We start from the raw sequence: 22,470 nt of genomic DNA on the forward strand, positions 1-22,470 counted from the left end.
GAAAAAGCAGCCCCAGGCAGGAATAACGGAAAAACAGGAAAAGAAAGGCTCATTTCCTCCCTCTTTCTCGCTTTTTTGCAGGCACTGGAACTGAAAGCTTTCAAGGCGGATTACAGCGTTCCTCTGTCAATTCCATGCCCCTCTGGTTATGAAATCTCTCTGAAACGAGCATACTACTGCTACGCATTTCGATATGAAACTGCGACGGAGGAGGCTGCAACATGACGCAATTATTCCGCAATTCCCTGCCCCAAGAGAAGGTAACTTCTGCGCCGCTGCTGCCTGTTCCTCTATCTTTTGAGCGTAACTGGCTGCATGATCTGGAATCGAGACTGGATAAAGGGGGACCGTGGGGCGAATGGCGGTTATCCCGCCTTGCCGTGCAGGGAGAGCAGTCGGGCCTGGTTACCAGCTTCGATGAGCTGCAGTGTATGAAGCATCTGTCCGGGCTGTCTCCGCTACCCCATCAGCTGGATACGGCGCACAAGGTGCTGTTCGAGATGTCGGGACGGGCGATTCTGGCCGATGAAGTCGGACTTGGCAAGACAATCGAAGCCGGGCTGGTGCTGAAGGAGTATCTGGTGCGCGGGCTGGTGAGCAAGGTTCTGATTCTGGTGCCGGCCTCGCTTGTCCTGCAATGGGTGCGGGAGCTGAATACGAAGTTCGGAATCTCTGCCGTAGCGCAAAAGAAAGCCTATTCCTGGGGCAATGACATTGTCGTCGCCTCGATGGATACGGCCAAGCGTGACCCGCATAAGGAAATGCTGCTGAGCCAGGAGTACGACATGCTGATTATCGACGAAGCCCATAAGCTGAAGAATAAGAAATCGACGAATTATCTGTTCGTCCAGCAGCTCCGCAAAAAGTACTGTCTGCTGCTCACCGCCACCCCCGTGCAGAATGATCTCGGCGAGCTGTTCAATCTGATCACGCTGCTGAAGCCGGGCCAGCTGGGGAATCAGGGCGATTTTGCTACCAATTTCGTAGTGGATAAGCGCCAGCCCAAGAACGAGGTCCAGCTCCGGGGGGAGCTGTCCAAGGTTATGATCCGCAACCGCCGGGGCGAAGGCCCGGTGAATTTCACCAAGCGCAAGGTGCGCAATATCCCCCTCACCCTCTCCGCTGAGGAGAAGGCGCTGTATGACGGCGTGACCGCTTTTGTCAAAGAACAGTATCAGGAGGCAGGCGGCAATCTCAGCAGTATGCTCTCCCTGGTCACGCTTCAACGTGAGGTGTGCAGCAGCCGGGATGCGGTGTTCGTAACGCTGGTGAATCTGATCAAGAAGCTGCCGGCCGATTCGCCGAAGCGCGAGCGGATGATGGGGCTGCTCCAGACGATCCGTACGGTCAAGACGAATACCAAGGCGGAGAAGACGATGGAGTTAATCCGTGAAATGAACGAGAAGGTAATCGTCTTCACGGAGTACCGGGCCACGCAGGAGTATCTGCTTCAGTATTTCCGTGACCATGGACTGCAATGTGTGACGTACTCGGGCGGGATGAACCGCGGCAAAAAGGACTGGATGATGGACCTCTTCCGCGGACGCGCCCAGGTGATGATTGCCACCGAAGCCGGCGGAGAAGGGATTAACCTGCAGTTCTGCCACCATATGATCAATTTCGATCTGCCCTGGAATCCTATGCGGGTCGAGCAGCGGATCGGCCGGGTCCACCGGCTGGGTCAGGAGAATGATGTGGTCATCTATAACCTCTCCACCGAAGGGACAATTGAAGAGCATATCCTTCACCTGCTACATGAGAAAATCAACATGTTCGAGATGGTCATCGGCGGGCTGGATGTCATTCTGGAGCGCTTCGAGCAGAAGGGCTCGCTTGAGAAAAGCCTGTACAAAATCGTTCTCGAAGCGGGCAGCGACGAGGAGCTGCGCAGCGGGCTGGATACTATCGGCGATTCGCTCAGTGAATTGACCCACGCCAAGCTGGATGATAGCGGGGTGCCTAAGTGATGCTGACGCCTACAGAAGTGCGCAAACAGGTCATGGATTATCTGGAAGCGACTGAATGCACCATATTGGAATCCTCGCCGCTGCATGTGACGGTGAAGCTCTCCCCCCGCGCGGACCGGATGCTGACGGACCGCCCTTATTATTGGGGCTTCGTGGAGCGCACCGGCGTAGATCCCGAGACCTTGTCCTTCAGCTTCGTCTTCGACCCGCAGAGGTACGATGAACTGGCCGCGCAGGCTGCTGCGCCTCCGGCCCGCCCGCGCGGCGGGGCCAGCCGCCCGGCAGGGGCGGGAGCGCCGCCGGGTCTGGCCGGGGCGGCGGATGCCGAAGCTGCTGCGGAGCCGCTCGGCGCAGCGCAGGCGCCGGGAGCTGCGCTGCCGCCCGGGGTATCTGCTGCGCCGGAGGACAGCATCCTCGCGCGGTACTTCGGCATCGTTCCGGCGCTGCCGCGCCTCGGACCGGGCATGATCCGCCGCGAGGATGTGACCTACGGCAGCAAGCGCCTGCGGCAGATCTGGTCGGCGGCACGGGACGAAGGCCGGTGCCTCCAGCTGTTCGAGGACCCTGGCCTCAGACAGCGGACCACGCTGTTCTCGGCCGCCTACGAGCCATGGCTGGCGGTCTGCTACAAGGTCGAAATGACCTGTGACCTGAAGCGGGAGGAGCTGCATTTCATCGCGGTGTCGTTAACCTCCGGGCTGATCGTCCCGGACTTCGAGGCCCGGCTGGCCGGCAAGGAGCTGACGCCACGGCTGCCGGAGAACATTCATGTCCAGCCGTTCGAGCTGGGGATTACGGACGGGGCCGACCGGCTGGAGGGATACCTGACCTCGAAGCTGGCGCTGCTGGATTACACCTGGGCGGAAGAAGCGCGCGAACGATTGGAGCTGGAGCTTAGCATCGTGGACATCTACTACGCGGAGCTGCTGAAGGAACCGGAAGAAGAGAAGCGCCTCGCCATCCTGGAGCAGTACAACCGCCGCCGCCAGGAGACCTCGTGGCAGTATGAGCCGCAGATTGCAGTTTCTGCCGTAACGTACGGATTGTTTCATCTGCGCAGCACATAGAATGCGACCTGGTCCGCTAAAAGCAGGCAAAAAAACAGCGAAACTCCCGCAGCCTGGCGCGACAGCAAGTAACAGCCTTTTCAGGGCTTGTCCCCTACAATGAACAGTAAGAAGCGTAAATTCCCTCAATAACAGGAAAGGTGACTGAACCTATGAATATCACTACGAGGCAAAAGAGCTCCCGGCGGCGTGGCCGCCTGCTCCTCTGTCTGATTCTTGGACTGACTTTGCTGGCTGCCAGCGCCTCCTCTCCCCAGGCGCTAGCATCACAAGCCAGCCGGACGACCGTGATGCAGGCCGTCACGCAGGAGGTTCTTCCGGGACTTGAGATGAAGCCGATTCCAGCGCCGGAAACGCTGCAGGCCTTCACCCGTCAGACGATTAGCCAGCTCTCAGCGGATGCTCCTTTTAAGGAATGGAAGGATGCCGGCACGGAGGTTTACCCTCTTGGTCCGGGAACGCGGAGCTGGCTGGTCAATGTGATGCACAGCGGTCAGCGGATCGGCTATCTCATTATCTCGGCTGCGGATCAGGGCGGCTATCTGCTTAGCGAATACGGAGCCGGAACCGATGGTCTCCCTTATAGTATGACTGAACTGCGCCAGTATCTGGCGCAGCAAGGACTGATACCCTCTAATTCTTCAGGTGCCATCGGGGTTACGGCACTCTATGCTCCAATGCTGCCTGTCTGGAAAATCACTACGGAGAACAGAACGTTGTATCTGAATGCTACCGTTCTGGAGACGCTGCCCTGGAATCAGAGCCAGGCTGAGCATATTCTTAATGCCGCACCGGAAGCTTCAGCCATGCTGTCCTCCGGTCCGGGCCAGGCGCGCGCTCCCCAGCCCGCTCTTCGGAGCGGCGGAGAGGATGACCCGTATGCCGATCTGCTGTGGCTGACCGCACCCGGGCTGAAGACGTTGAACGGAGCAAGCCTGAGCGCTCTGCTTCAGGAGCGGGGCAGTCTCGCCTTCCAGTCCCCGGGGCACAACGACACGCTCGGCGCGCCATTCATGATTACAGGCAGCCAGAGCTGGCTGAAGCCCGGTGCTTCCCGGGACCAAGGCAGCACAGAAGCTGCCGTAGTCTATGCCGCTGCCGGTCCCGGTGGCATCCGTTATCTCCCGCTTAACGCCCTTCAGAAGGCGGGCACCTTCCACAAGCTGCCGGTGCCGCTGCCCGGGGGAGCCACGCTGGGCTCCGCTGCTCTACCCGGTTCAAGCCGGTAGACTGGCACTGGCAGTTCCTGCTCGATATTGAAACAGCCTTCCCGGGTGCCGCCTGCACGACGCCACTTGGGAAGGCTGTTTGCTTATACACCTGATTCACACTTAGGGCCCGATTTCCTCTAATTCAGGTGCATTTATGCACCTCATGCCCACACAGCGACCGATTTCCGCTGAAGTGCTACTCCTACTCCTTACTATCCCCGCCCCTGCTCCATTTGCTGCGCCACACGGACCAGGCGAGCGGCAGCGTGCCGAACCATTTTTCCGCCCACGGCTGCTTCTCTGCCTTCCGCCGGGCATGGACAGCGCGAGGGTTCTCAATGTAGACGACTACCTTCTCCGTAATATACTTCACCAGATCATCTCCGCCGGATGCCATCTCATACACCTCCCAGGTGAGTGCCGGGGCGGGTTCCCGCCCCTTGACCTTATGCCTATAGTGTGCTCCAATCCTCCGATCTCTAAACCGGAATCCGAAGCTTCGTATAGGTTAGGCCGTTAAGGCACAATCTAACAAGACTACACCTGTATAAACCGTCATTAAGTACAAGTAGCTGTTGATTATTCCGGCAGGGAGGTTATTCACTTGAGACAGTCAGAAGCATTAGAGCCCCATACGGCTACACATTCCCATCATTCAAAAGAGCAGTCTGAGCTGAGATCCAGGCGGCGGCTTAAGCGGATCATAGCCGCAGCAAGCGTTCTGCTCATGCTTACGGCAGGAGAAACCGCAGTGATTCACGCGGCGGCTGCACCCCGCACTAATCCGCAGGCAGAGCAGCCCGGACAGCGCCAGCATATGCTCGGCCATGACCAGCGGATCATTCTGATTGATGCCGGGCATGGAGGGATTGACGGCGGAACCTCCTACGGCAGCATTCTGGAAAAGGACATCACCCTTGCCATCTCCCGCCGCCTCTTTCTCCTGCTGCGTGCAGATGGCTTCGATACGATTCTGAACCGGACTGGCGATTATGCGCCCAGCGATGAGAATCTGTGGCTGAGGAACAGATCCCGGCATTTACGCGATCTGGCCCAGCGCAAGGAACTGGCAGAGACGCTTCCGGCCAATGTTGTGGTCAGCATCCACATTAACTGGGCGAAATCCCCGTCCAAGCATGGTCCGCTCGTTCTGTACCGCCAGGAAGGGCGCAGCTTCCTGCTGGCCCGGACCATTCAGGATCAGCTCAACCAGCTCTACGGGATGAAGAATGATCCTGTCCGGGGCAAGCCCTTCTACCTGCTCAACAAAATAACCGCCACAACGGTGATCGTTGAGGCGGGATTTGTCAGCAGTCCGGCTGATCGGGAGAAGCTCTGTACACCAAAGGGCCAGGAAGAGATCGCCGAAGCCATTGCGAACGGGATCGCTGCCTACCTTATGGAAGTGTAAGCCGGGAATTCCACTTCCATTCCTCACGGACCAGATCGGAGATGCCGACGAATTGCACCTTGTCCTTCATTTCGGCAATGCCGCTGCGGATGCCCGCGGCGGTCTCTTTGCCCTGGATGCCGACATGACCGATGGTGACGCAGAACTTTTGACTCAAAGCCCGCTCCTGCACTAGCTTCATCTGTTTCGCCACATGGCTTGCCGAATGCACATCATCCAGGAAAATATGATTCTCCACCGGCGGCATTCCCAGCTCCCGGGCCATCCGTCCCGCGACTGAACGGTAATTGGTATGGCTGTCTACGAAGAAAAGACCGCGCTCCTTGCAGACCTCCAGCACAATACCCATTACCCTTTCATCACCTGTCACCTTGGAGCCCATGTGATTGTTGATTCCAATCGCATAAGGGACATTATCCAGCGCTGCCTCCACCCGCTGGCGGACCTCGGCGTCATTCATGCTGGTCAGCACAGCCCCCGGTCCCAGCCATTCCGGCTTGCCCTGGCGCGGCTCCATCGGCAGATGGACCAGCACATCGAAGCCCAGCTCATGGGCGCGCCGGGCATCCTGCTCGCTGGAGCGCAGGAACGGCATGACTGCGACGGTGATTTTGACGGGCAGCTTGAACATTTCCTCTGTCCCGCGCATGCTGTTGCCGAAATCATCGATAATGACCGCCACACGGCTGAGCGCCTGCTGCTGCTGATTCCCAGCTGTCCGGTTGCCCGATACGCTGCTCCCTCTGCTATACGCAGGTGCGGGTGCTGAAAGTGCCGTGTCTGCCTGTGCAGCAGACACGGCAAGCGGGGCTGACGGGATTAGCGCCGCTGACATAATCACAGCTGCGGCCAAGGGATATAGAAGGACACGCTTTACTCTGTGGTTGCTTGTATTCATACTGGAACACCTCCTTCGTGATTGAACAATTGTACTCATTGTTTGGCTCACGAAGGGTAAATATGTACGGAGCGCTTACGCAATTATTAACAATGGGATGCGGATACGGCACGGGCGGCCTGTCAGCTAAGCGATTCCTCTAGCTCCCCGTCTGTCAGCGTCAAGCATAGCCTTCAGCACCTGAATCCCCTCGTGCTTCGCATTAACCCTCACCCTTTAGCTTTGGCTTTACGTCCTCTTGGCATCTGCTTACGGTCTCCGGTCAGCTCGCAGGTCTGCGGGCCCAGATTTCCCTGCTCTATTTTGACGTCAATGAAATCAACAATCTGCTGCAGCGATGCGATCTGCTCGATAATCTTCTGCCGGTGATTCAGAATCATCACGTGGAGCTCAGGATACTGAGACAGGTCTGCATCCAGAGACAAGTCCAGATAGGGCCGCATGTCGTCCAGCGACATTCCTGTTTTTTTGAGGCATGTCACCAGCAACATCCGGTTCAGGTCCGAATCGCTATAGATGCGGTGGCTGTTCCCTTTGCGCTTCGCCCGGGGCAGCAGCCCGATCTTCTCGTAATACCTTATCGTATCCTCAGACATACCCGTCCGCTCCGCCGTTTCCTTAATCGAATATCCCTGCTGGAGATCTGCTTCCGCCAGACTCATAGAATCACTCCGTTTCACTGGTCTAATGGTGCCTTCGTTCTATTATATAACTTGGAGCTGGCTCCAAGTCAATGACACATTTTATCGCTTGACTTGGACTTGGCTCCAAGTTATACAATGAGCACCATTCACCACTTTCCATGTAGAGGAGTAACCAATATGAGACGATCACATCCCCCGCGCACCGCGCTGATTACCGGAGCCAATCACGGCATCGGGCTGGCCCTGACCCATAGACTTCTGAACGAAGGCTGGGAGGTTATTTCGCTGATCCGCTCAGCTTTTGCTGAAGATGACCCACTCATCCATAAGGCGCTCGGCAGCAGGCAGCTACGAATCTATAAGGCAGATTTAAGCGATTTTGGCCAATTGCGAAGTGCCCTGCAGGACATTAACCGCCACGAATCACATATTGACATCCTGTTCAATAATGCCGGCGGCAGCTTCCCCGAGTTACTCTTGTCTAAGCAAGGGCGTGAGCTGCATTATGAGCTGCAGACGGTGGTTCCGTATATCCTTACGATGGAGCTGAAGCCGCTCTTGCTGAAAGGCACGCTCCGCACGGTCGTGAATACGTCCTCCAACGCTTTTATGATGAAGCGCAGCTTCGACCCGGCTTCGCTGGAGCGCCCGGCGAAATTTCAGATGCTGACTGGACCTTATGCCGACACCAAGCGGGCCATGTCCTTGTGGACGGAGGCGGTGGCCTCTGAGCTTGCAGCCGAAGGCATCCTTATCCGCAGCGCGGATCCCGGAGGCAACAACACCCTTCGCAGCGGCAAAAAATCAGGCATCCCCTTCTGGCTGCGGCCGATTACGCGCATGTTTTTCCCGGCGCCAGCCCACGGCGCAGGCTTACTGTATCAGGCGGCTCTTGGCGAACATAGCGGCAGGTCCGGGGTGTTCCTGCACAAGAACCAGGTCACGCCGCTCAAATTCTCTGAGCACGGTAGCACCATTTTGAAGAACGTGCAGGCCATATATCAGCGGGAATTCATTCAGACGAACAGCGCACTATAACAGATACTGTCTGCTGCCATTGCAAGCATCCGGTGCGAAATTAAGCCACAGCCCCTCCATCCGGAGAGCTGTGGCTTAACATGCGTTGCATTATTTTGTAACTGTAAACTATTGTTCCTATGGCAGCTCCGCCATCCGTCCGAATTCCCGCAGCAGCCGCAAATTCTCAATGACAATATGCGCCTTCCACCAGTTCTCACTGACGGCAAATTCCCGTTCATACCCCGCCCAGCCCCAGGTCAGGTCCCAGATTCCTTCGGAGTTCCGGGTCTCCAGCAGATAATCCAGCTCCTGATGCAGCAGCCCGCCAAGCTCTGCATATTCAGGGCTATGCGGCGAATGGATGAACACAGACGGCCTGCAGCTATACCCGTTCCATCCACCCGCATCCCGGCTGATTAACTGCACACTCTGCACCTTGAGCGCTTCTCTTAGTGCAGCGTAAGGGAACTCCTCCTGCAATTCTGCCCAAGCGATACATTCCAGCAGGGTGGCCACGCATTTCAACGGATGCATCTCAATCACAGGGTCATGCAGGAAAAGCTCCGTCAGCTCACGGGCAATCCCTAGTCCGTTGGCATACAGCCCGCTATCCTTGGGAGCAGCCTTCAGAATGAATCCGTCCAGAATTGCTGTCGGGTTATACATACTGTGGGAAGTACTGTCCGAGCTTGTATGCCACCAGGGGGCATGAGGATAATCGTTATTGGAAGCTACGACATTCTTCCATGTGCGGCCATCCATATCCACACCGCTGTCCAGGTATTTCAGAATTCCCTGCACCAGCGGATGCCCGTTATCTGCAAATTCCAGCTCCAGCAGCCTTTCTACCGCCGTAGCGGTCTGGATGGGCGTGGAATTCGGATTCCACGCGTCCGCTTCCAGGGCATGGCCGAAGCCGCCATCCTCATTTTGATAGGCGGACAGCGCTTCCAGTACCGGCGCAGCCCCGCCGCCCTCAAAGTGAAATCTCCATCTCGCCAGGTCCAGCGGACGGGCATTGCGGTACATCCAGCGTCTGATTCCCTCGTAATCCTCAAGCAGCAGCTTCATGGGCAATCTCCTTATATTCTTATATTGTTATCTTTCCTACTATTCTAAGAGTTTTCCAGTATAATACAAGGGGATTTCCTGCTTGAATTTTCACTGCCCCAGATCCAACTAATCCAGGTATGTTACAATAAAAACTACCCCGGCGGACTAAAGGATATTATAACGGGTATACATATATATGGAACGATTTGGCTACCATGTCAGTCTATCCGGGAATTCTTGAAGGAGGGTCTTATGAACAGCACTTCCGGCAGTAGAAGAGGCACTTTCAAGTTCATCAAGCAGCTATGGGTAAAAATCAACGACGATGATGTCCAGGGCATCGCTGCGCAACTGACCTATTATTTAATCCTGTCTTTGTTTCCTTTTCTGATCTTCATCATGACCCTGATCGGGTATGCGAATATCTCCCTGGAGAAAAATATAGGGCAGCTGGAGCAGATCATGCCCGCCGAAGCCATCTCTATTATAGAAGAGATTCTGCAGGATGTGTCCGCCGGACGCAGCCAGACGCTGTTGTCCTTCGGGATGCTGGCTACCCTGTGGGCCGCCTCCAAAGGGATCAATGCCATCATCAAGGGGCTGAACCGTGCCTACGAGATTGACGAGAGCAGAGTGTTCTGGAAAATCCGGGGGATCGCCCTGCTTGCTACCTTGACGATCGGGTTCGTTGTACTGCTCAGCATTCTGCTTCTGGTCCTCGGCAGCTGGCTTAAGACGCAGGTCTTCCTGCTGGTTGATCTTCCCTATGGATTCCAAAAGCTCTGGGATCTGCTCCAATACGCGATTCCGCTGCTCGTGATGTTCATCGTCTTCACCCTGCTGTACTGGATCGCTCCCAGCCGGAGACTGGCGCTGCGGGAGGTAATGCCTGGGGCGTTGTTCACCACCATCGGCTGGATTACGACCTCGATCCTGTTCTCCGTATACGTCAATCAATTCAGTGATTTCTCCAAAACCTACGGCAGTCTCGGAGGCGTAACCGTGCTGCTAATCTGGCTATATATCAGCTCTTTTATCATCCTGGCCGGAGGCGAGATCAATGCGGTCCTGCTGAACCGCAAGGTGAAGAGTATGCCCCTCAGCACCTTCAAAGGGCAGAAGCTCCCATGAACACCTCCCTGATTGACGCCATTACCAAAAGCCCGCTCCGCACCTCCTTCTATCATTTCACCCGGGCAGTGAATCTGCCCTCCATGGCTGCCTTTGACACCATCTATTCCTCTGCCGTGCTGAGTCCCGCCCATGCAGCCGGAGAGCGGCGGACTGCGGCGCACCGGGTAAGCTACGCCGGGCAAGCCGCGATTCTGAATGCCCATCTGCGAATTACCCCCGAAGCCATGGCCCCAGGCACAACGGCGGAGGAATTCCGCCGCTGCCTGGACCGTCATGTGTTCCTGTGGCCGACCTGGCGCGATTGCCTCGCAATGGCTGCAATGTATTCGCGCAGAGAGCCGGGCGAGGTCTTCGCTGTGCTGAAGCTTGATGCCCGCAGAGTCCTGGCTGATCACTACGCCCGCATCAGACTATCCAAATACGATTCCGGCAGCTCCCCCAGGTTCCCGCACCGGATGGCGTACCGCAAAAGCTGCAGGATGCTGTTGCCCCTTGCAGAGTTCATGTCCGCATCCGGGCGGGATATTCCCGTCAAGCCGTCCGAGATCAAGGAGGTGCTGGCCCAGGACAAGCTGGCCCCACTCAGCCAGTATCTACAGGCAGTCTACTGTTCACAGCCCCAGCTTGTACCTGAGCTCTGGCAGCCATTGTGCCGGCCCCTGCTTCTTTCGCCAATATAACTCTGCTACCTCATCTCGCTCACCTCAAGTTGATTTATATGTCGCACCGTGATATAGTCATGATATGACATAGTCACAGCATGACATATTCTTTTATAGCCATGACTTGGCACAACGAATTGACGAAGCAGGTGAACGCGATGTCCGCAGCACAAAAGGTTCTAAAAAAATACGTCCCCATGACCGAAACGGCCTTCTATATTCTGTTATCCTTAACCAAGCCGCGCCACGGATACGGAATCATCAAGCATGTGGATGATCTGTCGGAAGGACGGCTACGGCTGGGCTCCGGTACGGTGTATGGAACCTTGACCAAGATGAATAAGGATGGGCTAATTACCGTATTTGCCGATGAAGAGAGAAAGACGGTGTACGAGGTGTCTGAGCTGGGGAAGGAAGTCATGCGCGCAGAAATCGGCAGATTAAAGGAACTTCACCGCAACGCCGTCACCAGTGAGGAGGAATTTCAATGAGAACTGTATTTCGGCCCTTTTGGAGCTACGATCTGCCGGGGACAGAAGCCTGGTTAGCCGATATGGCCGGCAGGGGATGGCGTCTGGAGGAATGGAGCTTACTGCTGCGGCGCTTTACCTTCCGGAAGGGTGAACCCGCCTTGCTAACTTATCAGCTGGCTTATCATTCATCCAAGCATTCATCCATGTCTCCTTATCTGTCCGCAGAGGGATGGAGCAGGCGGCTACAGCAAGGGAAGTGGAGCCTGTACGAGAATGATCGGTCCCCGTCACAGATTAGCGCCTATCCTTCACGTAAGGATGTCCTGAGGCGTAACCGCATCATCTCCTATGTTTTCACGGGAATTCTAGTGTATCTGCTGCTCATTGCACTGATTCCCCTGCTTGCTCTAGGCTTAACCTACTCCAACGATGCTCCTATCCGCATTCAGCCCAGCCCAATGTGGGCGGCAACCTGGACGGCCGCTGCCTTGGCAGTACTCCTGCTGGTACTTGCCATTTATTCGCTTATCAAGCTCCGGGCAGCCAACAGGGAACTTCTTCAAGGGCACACGGACATGAAGAAGCCTCCCGCAACGCCTAAGCCTGCCGGCACTACGATGGCACGGATGAAGTTAGGCTGGATGTATGCCCCTGACCGGCTGGAGCAATGGCTGGAGGACAAGGAGCTGGACGGCTGGAATCTCTATAAAGTAGGCTTCGGAGGAACGTTGTTCCATTTCAGCAAGGGCCGTCCGCGCCGTATGAAATATCACGCTGACTATCAGGTCGTTGCGGGTGAAGGGTATTTCGAGCTGCATCAGGAGGCAGGCTGGACCAGACTCTACAGTTCTCCCTTCTCTCTGCAGAAATGGACCCTGTGGAGCCGGGAGAACCCGGAGCATGCCGAATACCCGGAGCTCTACAGCGATCCGTTACACCGCCTGAAGCACGCACGTAAAATCGCCATCAGCTATACCCTGCTGTTCCTGCCCATGATTCTGCTCTACAGCCTGAATGTGTCGGCCTTCATAGATAGCATCCTGCGGGATGAATTTACCGCTTCCCAGGCGTGGAACACTTCAATTATGTTCCTTTCCATTCTGCTCTTCGGCTCGTTCGCGGGCCGAACCTGGCTATATTACCGGCGGCTCAAGCAGCAATAGCTATTGTTGCAAAGGCCCTGCACAAGTAGAGACAGCTTAGTGCTTTCGCAACAAAAGGCGTATACCGGAAGTTCTGCTCCATGCGGAGAAGACTTCAGTATACGCCTTTAAGCTTGTCATTTGTATGATCAGAAGAATTGCGGGTATTGCTTGGACATGCTCTGGACCCGGTCCAGCAGTGTATTGGAATGCTCCATCACGACCTTGCGCATCCCTTCCACATCCCGCTTGCGGGTAGCCGCTACCATCTTCACATGCTTATCGATATCGGACGGCTGCACCCCCTCCATCTTCCCGTAGAGCAGACGGATACGGTTATAATGGGACGCTACCTCTTCAATGGTGAACCAGGACAATTCTTCCCCGGCCGTCTGGAAGATCAGCTGATGGAACCTGTTGTCCTTAATATAGAATTCTCTGAAGTATTTCTTGTCCATATATTTCTTCTGCTTATTAATCAGTTCCTGCATCGTATCTGCTACCAGCTCGCTGCACTTGCGGATGAACTCATCGATCACCGCAGATTCAAGCGAGGTGCGGATGAACCACTCCTCACGGACCCGTTGCAGATCGATCTTGGAGACTACCGTTTTGCGCTGAGGATATATTTCCACCAGTCCTGACTGTTGAAGACGGACCACTGCTTCCCGCACTGGTGTGCGGCTGACGCCATAGCGTTCAGACAGCTTCTGCACACTGACATCCATTCCTGGCTCGAGCGTCATATTCATGATGTCTTCTTTTATTCTATTGTAAGTTACATCATTCAGTGAATTGCTGTTATTCATAATCTTCAACGGCTTCCCTACACCTTCCCTGAACTCACTCCTAGTACATCACGGGTTATTGTCTCCGCACTGGCTGAATCGTAGCTGTAATACAACAGAACATCCAGAATAAACGGCGAGTATCGCAGTCTGTTCAGCTCCTGTGTAAAAGCCATGGCTCCAACTTCACTTAAGGTGCGTATTGTAGAATAATTCTTCAGGCCCAGCAGCTTCCACAGCAGAATACGCTCGGTTCGGGTGTATATTTCCTGTGCAAACCGGTCTTCTACAAAATGATAAATTTCGTGGCCAAGGATAGTATTCATTATACCAGCTTGCGGAAAAAGTTCAACTAGACCTGGCCCCGCCTCCCGCACCTGTTCTGCCGCTCTGTGCAAGGGTTCTTCCATGATTTCGATCCGGTCGGGAGGGGTATAGGAGGCGAACAGCACACGCTTGCCGGTCATGAGCGCATCCTTGAATTCCAGCTTCAGGTTCATACGTTCAGCAAGCACCCGGACATCACAGGTCTCATATTCAAGCATCATCCGCTGTGCATATTCGGTGCCGCAGGCTCTGGCCTGCTTCAGCATTTCCCGCTTCGTCTCCGGCGGAATACGCCGGTTCAGGATGTCTCTCCTGAAGGCATACATTCCCCAAGCCTCATCGTCAACCTCCAGCAATGGATTCAACAGCTCTCCCACCTTCGTCTGTACTTGCATACGTCCTCCTGTCTACACGTTCTTCCGCGCGGCTCTTAGCTCTGCTTGATATTGGCCGCCACAACAATAACCTCCGTGTCCGGCTCGAACGTGGATATCTCAATGTCCATCAGCAGCTCCAGCTGCTCGAAGTCTGAGGCGGTAAAGTCCATCACCCGTGCGCCGATACACAGGTAGAAGTCAGGTCTTGCAATCAGCTCAGTCTGGTAGACGGCCATTGCCTCCCACAACTGCTTAACCGCGCTGAGATAGTCCCCGGCTGTTGTCTTCAGCGCCATGGCCCGGCCTCTCTGCACCTTGATGAAGCCCTTGGTGTCCAGGATGCGAACCGCGCCGGCTTCACCGGCTTTATCCATTTTCTCGCCGAAAATACTAACATATCTAGTCTTCTGCAGCAGCTCCGTCCGCTCTACAGGGATGCGCATATCCTGGGCAGCCAGCTCCCGCAGCTCCGCCTCATCACATTCCTTCAGCAGCTCAGTCGTCTTCACCTCGGTGGAACCGGTAGCAATCGCTGTCACCTTGGAAGTCTGCGGATCAATGTCAATATGAATCTCGATGCTCTCCGGGGTCGCTCCGCTCTGGATGGCCTTGTTCAAGGCTTCCATCTTCAGGGCGGCAATCACTTCCTTGGACGGGGACGGAATAATCCGTTCCACCACATCGCGAACCATCGACAAGGCAACTCCGATCGAAGAGATAACCTCGGCATTCTCGGGGATGCTGTATTTCAGGCCCATTTTCTCCGAAAAATAGACGATCAGCGAAGCCGCTCCGCCGCCCACGCCGACGAGGGAGATCTGATCCTTCTCCAGCTTGTATTTCTCGGCCAGCGCCAGAATGATCGGCTCGATCTTGGCATAGGCCTTCTCCATAATCTGCTTGGCGATATCCTCTACCGTCGTTCCGCAGTAATCCGCCAGTGCCTGTATCGCCCTTCTGGCCGCTTCCACATTCCCGTAGGAGAAGTGCTCCGGCTTCACCAGTCCCAGCACATTCGCCGCGCAGGAGTTCGTGATCGTCACCCGCTCCCCGTTCTCCAGCCGGATGGCCACATAATCAGCAGGATCACCCGGCTTCGGAGAAAAGAATTCGACCTGCGCTCCCTTGATCTTATCCGGATCGGTGAATACCGAATAATCCAGACCGCCGATATGCGCCGATCTGGGTCCGACATCGACCACTCCGCTCTTGTTCGCCCGGATCATGGACCCGCCGGCCACGCCGAGCACCCGTACATCCAGGGAATTGACATAGGTCGGATGACCGCCGACGATGGAATAGTCGATGGCCGGGCGGCCGTTTTTGATCACACCGATATTGGTAGTCGTGCCGCCGACCTCGAAGTACACCCCGTTCGACGCTCTCAGATACATCAGTGATCCCATGACCGAGGCCGCCGGTCCCGACAGCATCGTCAGCACAGGCCGTTTCTTCATCTCACTGATCTCCATGACGCCGCCGTCGCCTCTCATAATCATCAGCGGAACATGGACCCCGGCCTCCCGCACAGACTTCTCTGTGGAATTGGCGGTATCCAGCATCTTCGGCAGAATGCTTGCATTAATCGCCGCCGTCCGCGTTCTGCGGGTCAGCCCGTATAATTTTGTGATGTCGGAGGCCATGGTGGTCGGCATGCCTTTTTTCTCTGCTTCTATATAGACCAGTTCCTCGGGCCGCCCGTTATCTACGCCAAAAGCCATCGAAGGCACAATCACCTGTGCCCCCTGCTGCTTCAGTTCATCGATGACCGTCAGCACAGAGGCTTCGGACATTTTTTTAACATTAAGGAAGCTATTGTAGATCTTGATCTCCTTGCCGTTGCCCAGGTCGATATTCTGAAGCCGGGTCTGACGCTTGGCGAGCCAGCCCTCCAGACCGCCCTTCGCCAGGCCAATGATGCCCACCTGGGCAATATCGCCCTCGATCAGCGCATTCGTTGCCTGCGTGGTACTGTGGGCCACGAACACTACATCCTCCGGACGGATATTGTTCTCCTCCAGGCAATTCTGGAAGCATTTCACCACACCTGCGGCTACGCCTGTGGCATGGTCATGCGTCGTCTTCACGGACGATTTGCCGATAATCTCATGTGTCGCGTTGTCAATCGCAACTGCTTTGGTATGGGTTCCCCCCACATCGATCCCCATTCTAACCATTGTACTCATATGATTTCTCCGTTTCTCTTCATTAATAGTAGACCCAAGTGAAATTTGAAGCCTAACCGTCACTGCGGTGAACATTTGGACTTCCGGCCGCTGTTGTCTGCAAATTTCTTGATTTGTACCGCTGTTCGCGGTGGAAATCCGCAGACAAAGGCGGACGCTACCGCTCCTACAGTTCCAAATTTCCCCTTCGTTCCTTATAGCTTCTCGTTATTGACTTGAGTACTACTTATTGATTAATGCTAAGCAGTGCTACACGCTACACCAAATTGCCATACATGAAGAACACAACCGCGCAGAGAATAATCCCGATGATCCAGCCGGTAGGAATCGACATCTTCATGTATTCCTTGGCCGGAACCTTCGTATAGCCGAAGCCCCAGGCCACCCAGGACTGTGTAACGTCCAAATGCTGCGGTGCTACTGTAGTAATGGCGAACAGCGGATAGAGGAATTGTACCGGCCAGGCAGCGGTTGCCACCACGACAGCCAGGATGGCCGAACCGGAGCCGACCAGGTTCATCGGGCCGCGGAAGAAGCCGAGCGGTGTCAGAATGGCGAAGACAATACACAAGAGCAGCGCGGTCTGGGGCATTGCGCCGTCCAGCAGGGTTTTGAAATAAGGGGATGCATAGGTAGCAGCATTATTGAACATCGACAGCGTAAGCAGGAAGCCGATCATCGGCGCTACATCAATGGCTCCGTCCGCGAACTGCTTCGACAGCATTCTGCAAACGCTTGCAAAACCGCCCTTCAGCTTACCACAGGTTAGCAGGGCGAACAGGGCGGCGAAGATAAATCCAAAAATGATGGGAACCTTGAGCACCACCACACCCACTACCGGCAGAATGATCGAGATCCAGGAGATCGCAGGTGCATCTACAGTAGCTCCGCTATCCGGTGTTGCCGCCCAGGCCCGGGAGAGCTTCCGGTTCATCATCACGTTAGATACCACCAGAACCACGATCAGGGATACAGCCATCGCAATCATGCCGAATTTGAAATATGTATTATAGTCATAGCTGGCATAGCTTTCATTGGCTGTTGCAAATATCGCCTGATATTGCTTAAAGTTCACGATGTTCCCGAAGATCCCCGCCATGATTGAGCCCATGAAGGAGAACAAGGCAATCGGGGAAGGAATTCCTAGCGACAGCATGATCGGCAGCACGATGACGGCAATGGAGATTACCGGTCCGATACCGGTCATGGATGTGAAGATTACAGCGGTAACGATACATAGCAGAGACATAGTGATTCTTGGTTTGTCTCCTCCAAGCTCTACAACCTTACGAATCAGAGTAGCGGCAATCCCGGTGTCGATCAGGACTCTTCCGAAGAAGGCGCCGAAGAAAATATTAACCAGTATCGCCTTCCCGTAATTCTCAGGCCCCGTCTGGAACACGTTCGTCAGGACGTCAATGAACGTCTTGCCCTCCATCACGGAGGTAGGATGAATGCTATTTCCGATCAGGGCAATCGAGGTCCACAGCACTGACATGACGAAGAAGCCGACCATAAGGTTATACCCCTTGACGCAATACCACACCAATCCAAAAAACGATAAGACCATAATGAAACCGATTACAACATTAGCCACATCCACAAAATAACCTCCTGAAGTAGGATAAATGAGTTAACATGCTAACATGCTATTTAGGTATACTGACATGTTAGTTTGTCACGTGAAAATATTAACATGCTACTTCATTAGGCGTCAATACCCTTCTGCATGTTATTTCCAAACACTTCAAAACAAAACAGAGGCTGCAGATGTAATCCATCCAGCGCCTCTGTTCATGTCTATATTCTTCAGTTATCCTGGTTAATCACTTGGTCACGATACTTCTGAAATTGCTCCCAGGATTGCTCCGCTGCTTCAGGCTGCTCAAAGTCGATGTAGCCGGAATCCGATGTATCCAGCGCATAAGCCTCCAATGTCTCACATATCAAGCGGAGGGTATCCATCACTGCTCCCCCGCCCCGGACATGCAGCATGATGGAATCCACTAGCTCTTCATCGCCTGTATTGAACTCGATCGAATATCCCTCACCCTCAAGGATGCCCCACGCCTTATCCCGGTAATCCAGCTGCGGAATGGCACGGGTCAGCTTCGCGACGATGTCATCACGTTGTCCCAGCGGTGGCACTGGGGGCTGTTCTTCCTCCGGTGCCTCAAAATCATATTTCGTTTTCATAATAAGTACATCCCAGCTCATCGCCGCTCACTCCTGTCATTATAAACTCCAGTACTTAGACTACTTATTACCCGATTCGTCCACTCTTATCAACTCAAACGTGGCAGCTTCGATCCACAGGATCAGTTTGCTATGATTCACATCCAGGAACCCTAGCGGTATACCCAGCCCCGGCGAAGCTTCCGCTATGTCAATGACTGTCATTTCATCGTTGATTTCGATAATGGGCAGATCCAGTTTGTTCACTCTGTAAAAGGAATCCCTGTTATAATGTCTCTGGGTTATGCTGTAGCGGGGATTGGTTAACTCGTATTGGTACGCTTCATAGCCCTCTAGTCCCTTGGAGGAGAAGTAATCCTGATGAATCACAATCTCATCTCCAATGATGTCCTGCCCTGTCGGATATTCAGATGCGTCATTATAGGAATTCGCGAATCCCAGCAGCTTGTCCACCTTCCAGGTTCCATAGATGAATTCCTCCGTCGCCTGATCCAGCTCCATTCGCCCGATAAAAGGTTCGGAGGTATTGAGCGGAATCAGATTCTCCTCTTGCTTAGCATGTTCTGATGGTGGCGCTGGAGTGACCGGAACATGCTGCGCACCTGCCGGTTCTGCCGCCTGACTGCATCCAGCCAGGCAGACCGCCAATATGGATATTTTCAGTATCATCCCTAATCTTGTGAGCATGGTAAGCCTCCCGCCTGCTTCAGTCCTTCAACCTTACCATCCGCTGGAAGCAAAGAATAAACAGACAGGTTACAATACCGGAACAATCGATTCATCAGCCGTTCTGCATAGATAAAAATTTCGTTAGATCCTTCTCCAGCTGCACAACCTCCTGGTTCGCAGCATTCGCATAATCCGGCAGCAGCATATCTTTAACCATTTTCGTGCGTAGCCAAGCAATGAAGAGAACATCCAGTATGAAGCTTGGGAGCTTTGGGACAATTGTGAAAAGTGGCGGATCAACGGCAACACCCGCTTGTTTTATTTTCCTGAGGTACGCTTTGAGAGTAACTGTTATTTGACGTGCCGTCTTTCGGGTTCGGGCCGGGTCTGCGTTTCCGCCGTACAAACTGCCCAGCAGAGCAATGTCGGATACGGAATGGGTGATTAGAAACGCCTGCATCTCCTTTTTGATAACGTAAGGAAGCTTGGCGGCTTGAAATATTTGTGCGAGCTTTAAGACGCGCTGCGTCACTGCGCCGTTCACTTCGCCAAATGAGGTGGCCACTAGAAACTTGGGCATGAACCGGGCGTACAGGACCCCATCTTTAATCTGTCCGCCGAAGCCGGGAAAAGCAGGTAAAAGTCTATCCCCCACAATCCCCCGCCACGAAGAAAATCCAATCGAACTATTGGTCATCGTAACAATATTCGGGCTTTGATTATCCTTTAGTGCTAACAACGCGGATTCGGCCCGGTCATAACGGACGGTAACGAAAATATAATCGTATACATCATCATTTTCGAGTGTATCTATAACCTTCACCGGAATCGATCTGACTGTACCTTTGTCATGGTATTGCAGACCTTTTTCTTGTAAAGATCTGAATCTGTCCGAACGTGCAAACAGGCTAACGTCAAACCCGGCTTCCATAAGCTTCATTGCATAGATGCTTCCGATCACACCTGCACCGAAAATTAAAATTCTTTCTTGCTTTGCTGACATCTTACCACCCCGCCGATTCATATTTCCGTATGATCATCCAACAACATGTTGTATGATGTGATCATAAAGCTTTAGGATTCCTTGATCAATCATCAATTTTTTAATATCTGTCGGATGATATCTTATACACCAGCAGGAGGGACACATGAAAAAAACAACCTCAAATCACAGAGAAAACAAGACAAAGATTTATAGAAGTTTTTTGTGAGCTATACAGGCAAAAGCCGCTTGAGAAAATTTCCATTCAGGAAATCTCCAACCGGTCAGGGTATAACCGCAGTACCTTTTATCAATATTTTACTGATATTTACGAATTGCTGGACGCTGTTGAAAGTAACTTGCTCCTTGACATCAAAACAGAACTTGCCGATAAAGAGCTGTCTATGCATTCGGTTCAGGATGCGCTCTCTTGTCTGGACAAAAAAGAACATCTCCATGGAGCAATACCTGAACCTTCCGCAAAACCATGCCTTAACGCCGTATTTCATTGAGTTCTATCTGACGACGACCCTTTCTTTATTTCGTCTTTGGCTCCAAAGAGATAAGGATGTACCCCCAGAAGAATTCATCAAGTTAGCGGAGAATTTATATTCAAGAGGGGTATCGGCTTATACTGATGAAGGATTCTGATCTTCGAATGAGGACAGGAAGACCTCCATGGATTCACTGATATCAACCTCCATCCGCTCCGCCAGAATAATTAGCCACCAGATACACTCGCTAAGCTTATGTTGCAGCTCAGACCGGGTGTCGCCGCCTTTGGGCCAACGCTTCTGCTCAGACATCGTCAACCGGCCCACTAACCCGGCATCTGTCAAAAAAGCAAGCGCAGCCTCTTCCACACTCCACTGTGTCCCGTGATGCTGCTGCTCCAGTCTGTGATAGCATTCTCTTATAACGAGGGAACGCTCAACAATCTCATTGAAGCTCAGGCTCTTCTTCATTTCTTCCACTTGATCAAGTCCCTCCTTTTCAAATGACTAGAAAACAATAGCATGCCTAACATGACTACATTCTGTCATATTAAAATGAAATAAATGAATTGCTGAACGCAAAAACAGGTTCTTATATCACTTAAATAAGTGACACAAGAACCTGTGTTGATGTTACCTATGATGCGGTCAAGAGGACTCGAACCTCCACGATATTGCTACCACTGGCACCTGAAGCCAGCGCGTCTGCCAATTCCGCCATGACCGCATATTCAGTTGACTTGCTTTCGCAGTCACAAGATAGATCTTACCATGCCTGAATTATGGAGTCAAGTTTATTTTATTGTAAATTGCTATCCATAAATTGCAAGTAAAATATTGCTTTTATTTGCGGATTCGGTGTATAATGAGAACAAAGGTTCGCATACTATAAATGAGGTGATTTATAATGGCGATTACCAAGAGACACCCCCTAACTACACCAACCATCCCTGAGAATATAACCAAAGATGAATTGTCCCTGGTCAGAAGCTATCTGCTGCTAACGTTTATTCATAAAGTATTTGAACGGGACTGCCGTGCCATCGGCAAGAGCGGTCTGTTCAAGACTCCCCAGCTCTACATGGAGCTGGTATCCAGCGCTACCAAGAAGACATCCCTGATGCTGCAGGAGGTTACCCGCGAGCTTACCTCCCATCAGCTGAAGATCAATACCGTCCGCCAGGACCAGCGCGGAGTTACCGCCGAGTATAACTGCCGGGGCTATGTCGGCGAGATCCATATTCTATGGCCCGGCTTCCGTAATGAAATGATGCAGCGTATGCGTGCCTACCTCGGACTGGGTGCCGAGCTTGCCTCCGTCCTTCCCCGGGAAGAACAAGTCGAACAGTTGGCGATGTCCATCTAAGCCGCACCTTGTAATGGATTGTACTGCTGACACAAGAGCCTCGTCCTATTCTGGACGAGGCTCTTGGTGCGGGTGCAGATCAATATATGATACGTTGGTGGTGAGCGGCTATTCCAGACTTTATAGTCTGGAATACTGGGGACCTATACTCGGTTTTTCGATTACATCTGGCCCAGGTGCCTCCACGCGAGCCATTGTAATCGGTTTTTCGATTACATTTGGTCCAGGTACCTCCACACGACCCATTGTAATCGGTTTTTCGATTACATTTGGCCCTGGTACCTCCTCACGAGCCATTGTAATCGGTTTTTCGATTACATCTGGCCCAGGTACCTCCACACGACCCATTGTAATCGGTTTTTCAATTACATTTGGTCCAGGTGGCACTCCGGCCCTTTCCTGC

23 protein-coding genes and 1 tRNA gene are annotated in these 22,470 nt (G+C 53.4%); 11 read left to right on the forward strand and 13 right to left on the reverse strand.

Annotated elements, in window-relative coordinates:
- Positions 1–221 precede the first annotated feature (221 nt).
- The 3 genes from MKY64_RS15550 to MKY64_RS15560 all read left to right on the forward strand — a co-directional run bounded on the left by MKY64_RS15550 (position 222) and on the right by MKY64_RS15560 (position 4,263).
- Positions 222–1,967, forward strand: a complete 1,746-nt coding sequence (locus MKY64_RS15550) for a DEAD/DEAH box helicase (protein WP_340954081.1) — start codon at positions 222–224, stop codon at positions 1,965–1,967.
- Complete coding sequence (locus MKY64_RS15555) at positions 1,967–3,034, forward strand: YqhG family protein (RefSeq protein WP_445671703.1); 1,068 nt, start codon at positions 1,967–1,969, stop codon at positions 3,032–3,034. The genes MKY64_RS15550 and MKY64_RS15555 overlap by 1 nt, the downstream gene beginning before the upstream one ends.
- A 152-nt stretch (positions 3,035–3,186) precedes the next feature.
- Positions 3,187–4,263 carry a hypothetical protein gene (locus MKY64_RS15560; protein ID WP_340954086.1) on the forward strand — a complete coding sequence of 359 codons (1,077 nt, stop codon included), beginning with the start codon at positions 3,187–3,189 and terminating at the stop codon, positions 4,261–4,263.
- Positions 4,264–4,447: 184 nt separating this feature from the next.
- Here the strand turns inward: MKY64_RS15560 and MKY64_RS15565 are convergent, their stop codons facing one another.
- Entirely contained in the window at positions 4,448–4,642 is a 195-nt protein-coding gene (locus MKY64_RS15565; protein ID WP_339224087.1) for a YqzE family protein, read from the reverse strand.
- Positions 4,643–4,849: 207 nt separating this feature from the next.
- Between MKY64_RS15565 and MKY64_RS15570 the strand changes: the two genes are divergently transcribed.
- A complete protein-coding gene (locus MKY64_RS15570) occupies positions 4,850–5,656 on the forward strand; it encodes an N-acetylmuramoyl-L-alanine amidase family protein (RefSeq protein ID WP_340954090.1) in 807 nt (268 codons plus the stop codon).
- Here the strand turns inward: MKY64_RS15570 and MKY64_RS15575 are convergent.
- Together MKY64_RS15575 and MKY64_RS15580 are read right to left on the reverse strand one after the other, a co-directional pair.
- Entirely contained in the window at positions 5,643–6,554 is a 912-nt protein-coding gene (locus MKY64_RS15575) for a divergent polysaccharide deacetylase family protein (protein WP_340954093.1), read from the reverse strand. The two genes, MKY64_RS15570 and MKY64_RS15575, sit on opposite strands and share 14 nt — an antisense overlap.
- Positions 6,555–6,763: 209 nt before the next feature.
- Positions 6,764–7,216: a MerR family transcriptional regulator gene (locus tag MKY64_RS15580; protein WP_340954096.1), complete on the reverse strand. Its 453-nt coding sequence runs from the start codon at positions 7,214–7,216 to the stop codon at positions 6,764–6,766.
- 159 nt (positions 7,217–7,375) lie between these two features.
- Between MKY64_RS15580 and MKY64_RS15585 the strand changes: the two genes are divergently transcribed.
- Entirely contained in the window at positions 7,376–8,236 is an 861-nt protein-coding gene (locus MKY64_RS15585; RefSeq protein WP_340954099.1) for an SDR family NAD(P)-dependent oxidoreductase, read from the forward strand.
- A 117-nt stretch (positions 8,237–8,353) separates the two neighbouring features.
- On the opposite strand, the gene MKY64_RS15590 is transcribed toward MKY64_RS15585, so the two are convergent.
- Positions 8,354–9,289 (reverse strand): hypothetical protein, encoded by a 936-nt coding sequence (locus MKY64_RS15590; protein ID WP_340954102.1) that lies wholly within the window; start codon positions 9,287–9,289, stop codon positions 8,354–8,356.
- Positions 9,290–9,523: 234 nt separating this feature from the next.
- On the opposite strand from MKY64_RS15590, the gene MKY64_RS15595 reads away from it, so the two are divergent.
- The 4 genes from MKY64_RS15595 to MKY64_RS15610 all read left to right on the forward strand — a co-directional run bounded on the left by MKY64_RS15595 (position 9,524) and on the right by MKY64_RS15610 (position 12,703).
- Positions 9,524–10,402 carry a YihY/virulence factor BrkB family protein gene (locus MKY64_RS15595; RefSeq protein ID WP_340954104.1) on the forward strand — a complete coding sequence of 293 codons (879 nt, stop codon included), beginning with the start codon at positions 9,524–9,526 and terminating at the stop codon, positions 10,400–10,402.
- On the forward strand, positions 10,399–11,085 hold the full coding sequence (locus MKY64_RS15600; protein WP_339255423.1) for a DUF7002 family protein: 687 nt from the start codon (positions 10,399–10,401) through the stop codon (positions 11,083–11,085). Before MKY64_RS15595 ends, MKY64_RS15600 begins: the two co-directional genes overlap by 4 nt.
- Before the next feature lie 140 nt (positions 11,086–11,225).
- Entirely contained in the window at positions 11,226–11,558 is a 333-nt protein-coding gene (locus MKY64_RS15605) for a PadR family transcriptional regulator (protein WP_036725065.1), read from the forward strand.
- Positions 11,555–12,703, forward strand: a complete 1,149-nt coding sequence (locus tag MKY64_RS15610) for a DUF2812 domain-containing protein (RefSeq protein ID WP_340954107.1) — start codon at positions 11,555–11,557, stop codon at positions 12,701–12,703. The genes MKY64_RS15605 and MKY64_RS15610 overlap by 4 nt, the downstream gene beginning before the upstream one ends.
- Before the next feature lie 128 nt (positions 12,704–12,831).
- Here MKY64_RS15610 and MKY64_RS15615 read toward each other — a convergent pair whose 3' ends face one another.
- The 7 genes from MKY64_RS15615 to MKY64_RS15645 form a co-directional block, all read right to left on the reverse strand.
- Positions 12,832–13,491, reverse strand: coding sequence for a GntR family transcriptional regulator (locus MKY64_RS15615; RefSeq protein WP_076157574.1), 660 nt, complete (start codon positions 13,489–13,491; stop codon positions 12,832–12,834).
- Between the two features lie 17 nt (positions 13,492–13,508).
- The gene (locus tag MKY64_RS15620; RefSeq protein ID WP_340954110.1) at positions 13,509–14,192 is read right to left on the reverse strand and encodes a hypothetical protein; all 684 of its coding nucleotides are present in this window, start codon (positions 14,190–14,192) and stop codon (positions 13,509–13,511) included.
- Positions 14,193–14,227: 35 nt separating this feature from the next.
- Positions 14,228–16,360, reverse strand: a complete 2,133-nt coding sequence (locus tag MKY64_RS15625) for a hydantoinase/oxoprolinase family protein (RefSeq protein WP_036725071.1) — start codon at positions 16,358–16,360, stop codon at positions 14,228–14,230.
- A gap of 256 nt (positions 16,361–16,616) precedes the next feature.
- The gene (locus MKY64_RS15630) at positions 16,617–17,963 is read right to left on the reverse strand and encodes a citrate transporter (protein WP_083684870.1); all 1,347 of its coding nucleotides are present in this window, start codon (positions 17,961–17,963) and stop codon (positions 16,617–16,619) included.
- 206 nt (positions 17,964–18,169) lie between these two features.
- The gene (locus tag MKY64_RS15635) at positions 18,170–18,556 is read right to left on the reverse strand and encodes a hypothetical protein (RefSeq protein WP_340954115.1); all 387 of its coding nucleotides are present in this window, start codon (positions 18,554–18,556) and stop codon (positions 18,170–18,172) included.
- Between the two features lie 60 nt (positions 18,557–18,616).
- Positions 18,617–19,243, reverse strand: coding sequence for a hypothetical protein (locus tag MKY64_RS15640; protein ID WP_340954118.1), 627 nt, complete (start codon positions 19,241–19,243; stop codon positions 18,617–18,619).
- A 94-nt stretch (positions 19,244–19,337) separates the two neighbouring features.
- Positions 19,338–20,228: a ketopantoate reductase family protein gene (locus MKY64_RS15645; protein WP_340954121.1), complete on the reverse strand. Its 891-nt coding sequence runs from the start codon at positions 20,226–20,228 to the stop codon at positions 19,338–19,340.
- A gap of 251 nt (positions 20,229–20,479) precedes the next feature.
- Between MKY64_RS15645 and MKY64_RS15650 the strand changes: the two genes are divergently transcribed.
- A complete protein-coding gene (locus MKY64_RS15650; RefSeq protein ID WP_340958089.1) occupies positions 20,480–20,719 on the forward strand; it encodes a hypothetical protein in 240 nt (79 codons plus the stop codon).
- Between the two features lie 117 nt (positions 20,720–20,836).
- Here the strand turns inward: MKY64_RS15650 and MKY64_RS15655 are convergent, their stop codons facing one another.
- Together MKY64_RS15655 and MKY64_RS15660 are read right to left on the reverse strand one after the other, a co-directional pair.
- A complete protein-coding gene (locus tag MKY64_RS15655) occupies positions 20,837–21,172 on the reverse strand; it encodes a MazG-like protein (protein WP_340958091.1) in 336 nt (111 codons plus the stop codon).
- A gap of 172 nt (positions 21,173–21,344) precedes the next feature.
- Positions 21,345–21,428 (reverse strand) — tRNA-Leu (locus MKY64_RS15660).
- 180 nt (positions 21,429–21,608) lie between these two features.
- On the opposite strand from MKY64_RS15660, the gene MKY64_RS15665 reads away from it, so the two are divergent.
- Positions 21,609–22,067: a hypothetical protein gene (locus MKY64_RS15665; RefSeq protein WP_340954124.1), complete on the forward strand. Its 459-nt coding sequence runs from the start codon at positions 21,609–21,611 to the stop codon at positions 22,065–22,067.
- Positions 22,068–22,470: the final 403 nt, after the last annotated feature.

Source organism: Paenibacillus sp. FSL R7-0210 (assembly GCF_038009085.1).
Lineage (GTDB): Bacteria > Bacillota > Bacilli > Paenibacillales > Paenibacillaceae > Paenibacillus_AQ > Paenibacillus_AQ silagei.

What these genes read in the sequence shown, in the direction of transcription:
- MKY64_RS15610 (WP_340954107.1), top strand. Translation starts at nt 11,555, where the DNA reads ATGAGAACTGTATTTCGGCCCTTTTGGAGCTACGATCTGCCGGGGACA.
- MKY64_RS15600 (WP_339255423.1), top strand. Translation starts at nt 10,399, where the DNA reads ATGAACACCTCCCTGATTGACGCCATTACCAAAAGCCCGCTCCGCACC.
- MKY64_RS15595 (WP_340954104.1), top strand. Translation starts at nt 9,524, where the DNA reads ATGAACAGCACTTCCGGCAGTAGAAGAGGCACTTTCAAGTTCATCAAG.
- MKY64_RS15565 (WP_339224087.1), bottom strand. Translation starts at nt 4,642, where the DNA reads ATGGCATCCGGCGGAGATGATCTGGTGAAGTATATTACGGAGAAGGTA.
- MKY64_RS15640 (WP_340954118.1), bottom strand. Translation starts at nt 19,243, where the DNA reads ATGCTCACAAGATTAGGGATGATACTGAAAATATCCATATTGGCGGTC.
- MKY64_RS15575 (WP_340954093.1), bottom strand. Translation starts at nt 6,554, where the DNA reads ATGAATACAAGCAACCACAGAGTAAAGCGTGTCCTTCTATATCCCTTG.
- MKY64_RS15555 (WP_445671703.1), top strand. Translation starts at nt 1,967, where the DNA reads ATGCTGACGCCTACAGAAGTGCGCAAACAGGTCATGGATTATCTGGAA.
- MKY64_RS15635 (WP_340954115.1), bottom strand. Translation starts at nt 18,556, where the DNA reads ATGAAAACGAAATATGATTTTGAGGCACCGGAGGAAGAACAGCCCCCA.
- MKY64_RS15580 (WP_340954096.1), bottom strand. Translation starts at nt 7,216, where the DNA reads ATGAGTCTGGCGGAAGCAGATCTCCAGCAGGGATATTCGATTAAGGAA.
- MKY64_RS15605 (WP_036725065.1), top strand. Translation starts at nt 11,226, where the DNA reads ATGTCCGCAGCACAAAAGGTTCTAAAAAAATACGTCCCCATGACCGAA.
- MKY64_RS15550 (WP_340954081.1), top strand. Translation starts at nt 222, where the DNA reads ATGACGCAATTATTCCGCAATTCCCTGCCCCAAGAGAAGGTAACTTCT.
- MKY64_RS15645 (WP_340954121.1), bottom strand. Translation starts at nt 20,228, where the DNA reads ATGTCAGCAAAGCAAGAAAGAATTTTAATTTTCGGTGCAGGTGTGATC.
- MKY64_RS15655 (WP_340958091.1), bottom strand. Translation starts at nt 21,172, where the DNA reads ATGAAGAAGAGCCTGAGCTTCAATGAGATTGTTGAGCGTTCCCTCGTT.
- MKY64_RS15620 (WP_340954110.1), bottom strand. Translation starts at nt 14,192, where the DNA reads ATGCAAGTACAGACGAAGGTGGGAGAGCTGTTGAATCCATTGCTGGAG.
- MKY64_RS15560 (WP_340954086.1), top strand. Translation starts at nt 3,187, where the DNA reads ATGAATATCACTACGAGGCAAAAGAGCTCCCGGCGGCGTGGCCGCCTG.
- MKY64_RS15590 (WP_340954102.1), bottom strand. Translation starts at nt 9,289, where the DNA reads ATGAAGCTGCTGCTTGAGGATTACGAGGGAATCAGACGCTGGATGTAC.
- MKY64_RS15665 (WP_340954124.1), top strand. Translation starts at nt 21,609, where the DNA reads ATGGCGATTACCAAGAGACACCCCCTAACTACACCAACCATCCCTGAG.
- MKY64_RS15615 (WP_076157574.1), bottom strand. Translation starts at nt 13,491, where the DNA reads ATGAATAACAGCAATTCACTGAATGATGTAACTTACAATAGAATAAAA.
- MKY64_RS15585 (WP_340954099.1), top strand. Translation starts at nt 7,376, where the DNA reads ATGAGACGATCACATCCCCCGCGCACCGCGCTGATTACCGGAGCCAAT.
- MKY64_RS15625 (WP_036725071.1), bottom strand. Translation starts at nt 16,360, where the DNA reads ATGAGTACAATGGTTAGAATGGGGATCGATGTGGGGGGAACCCATACC.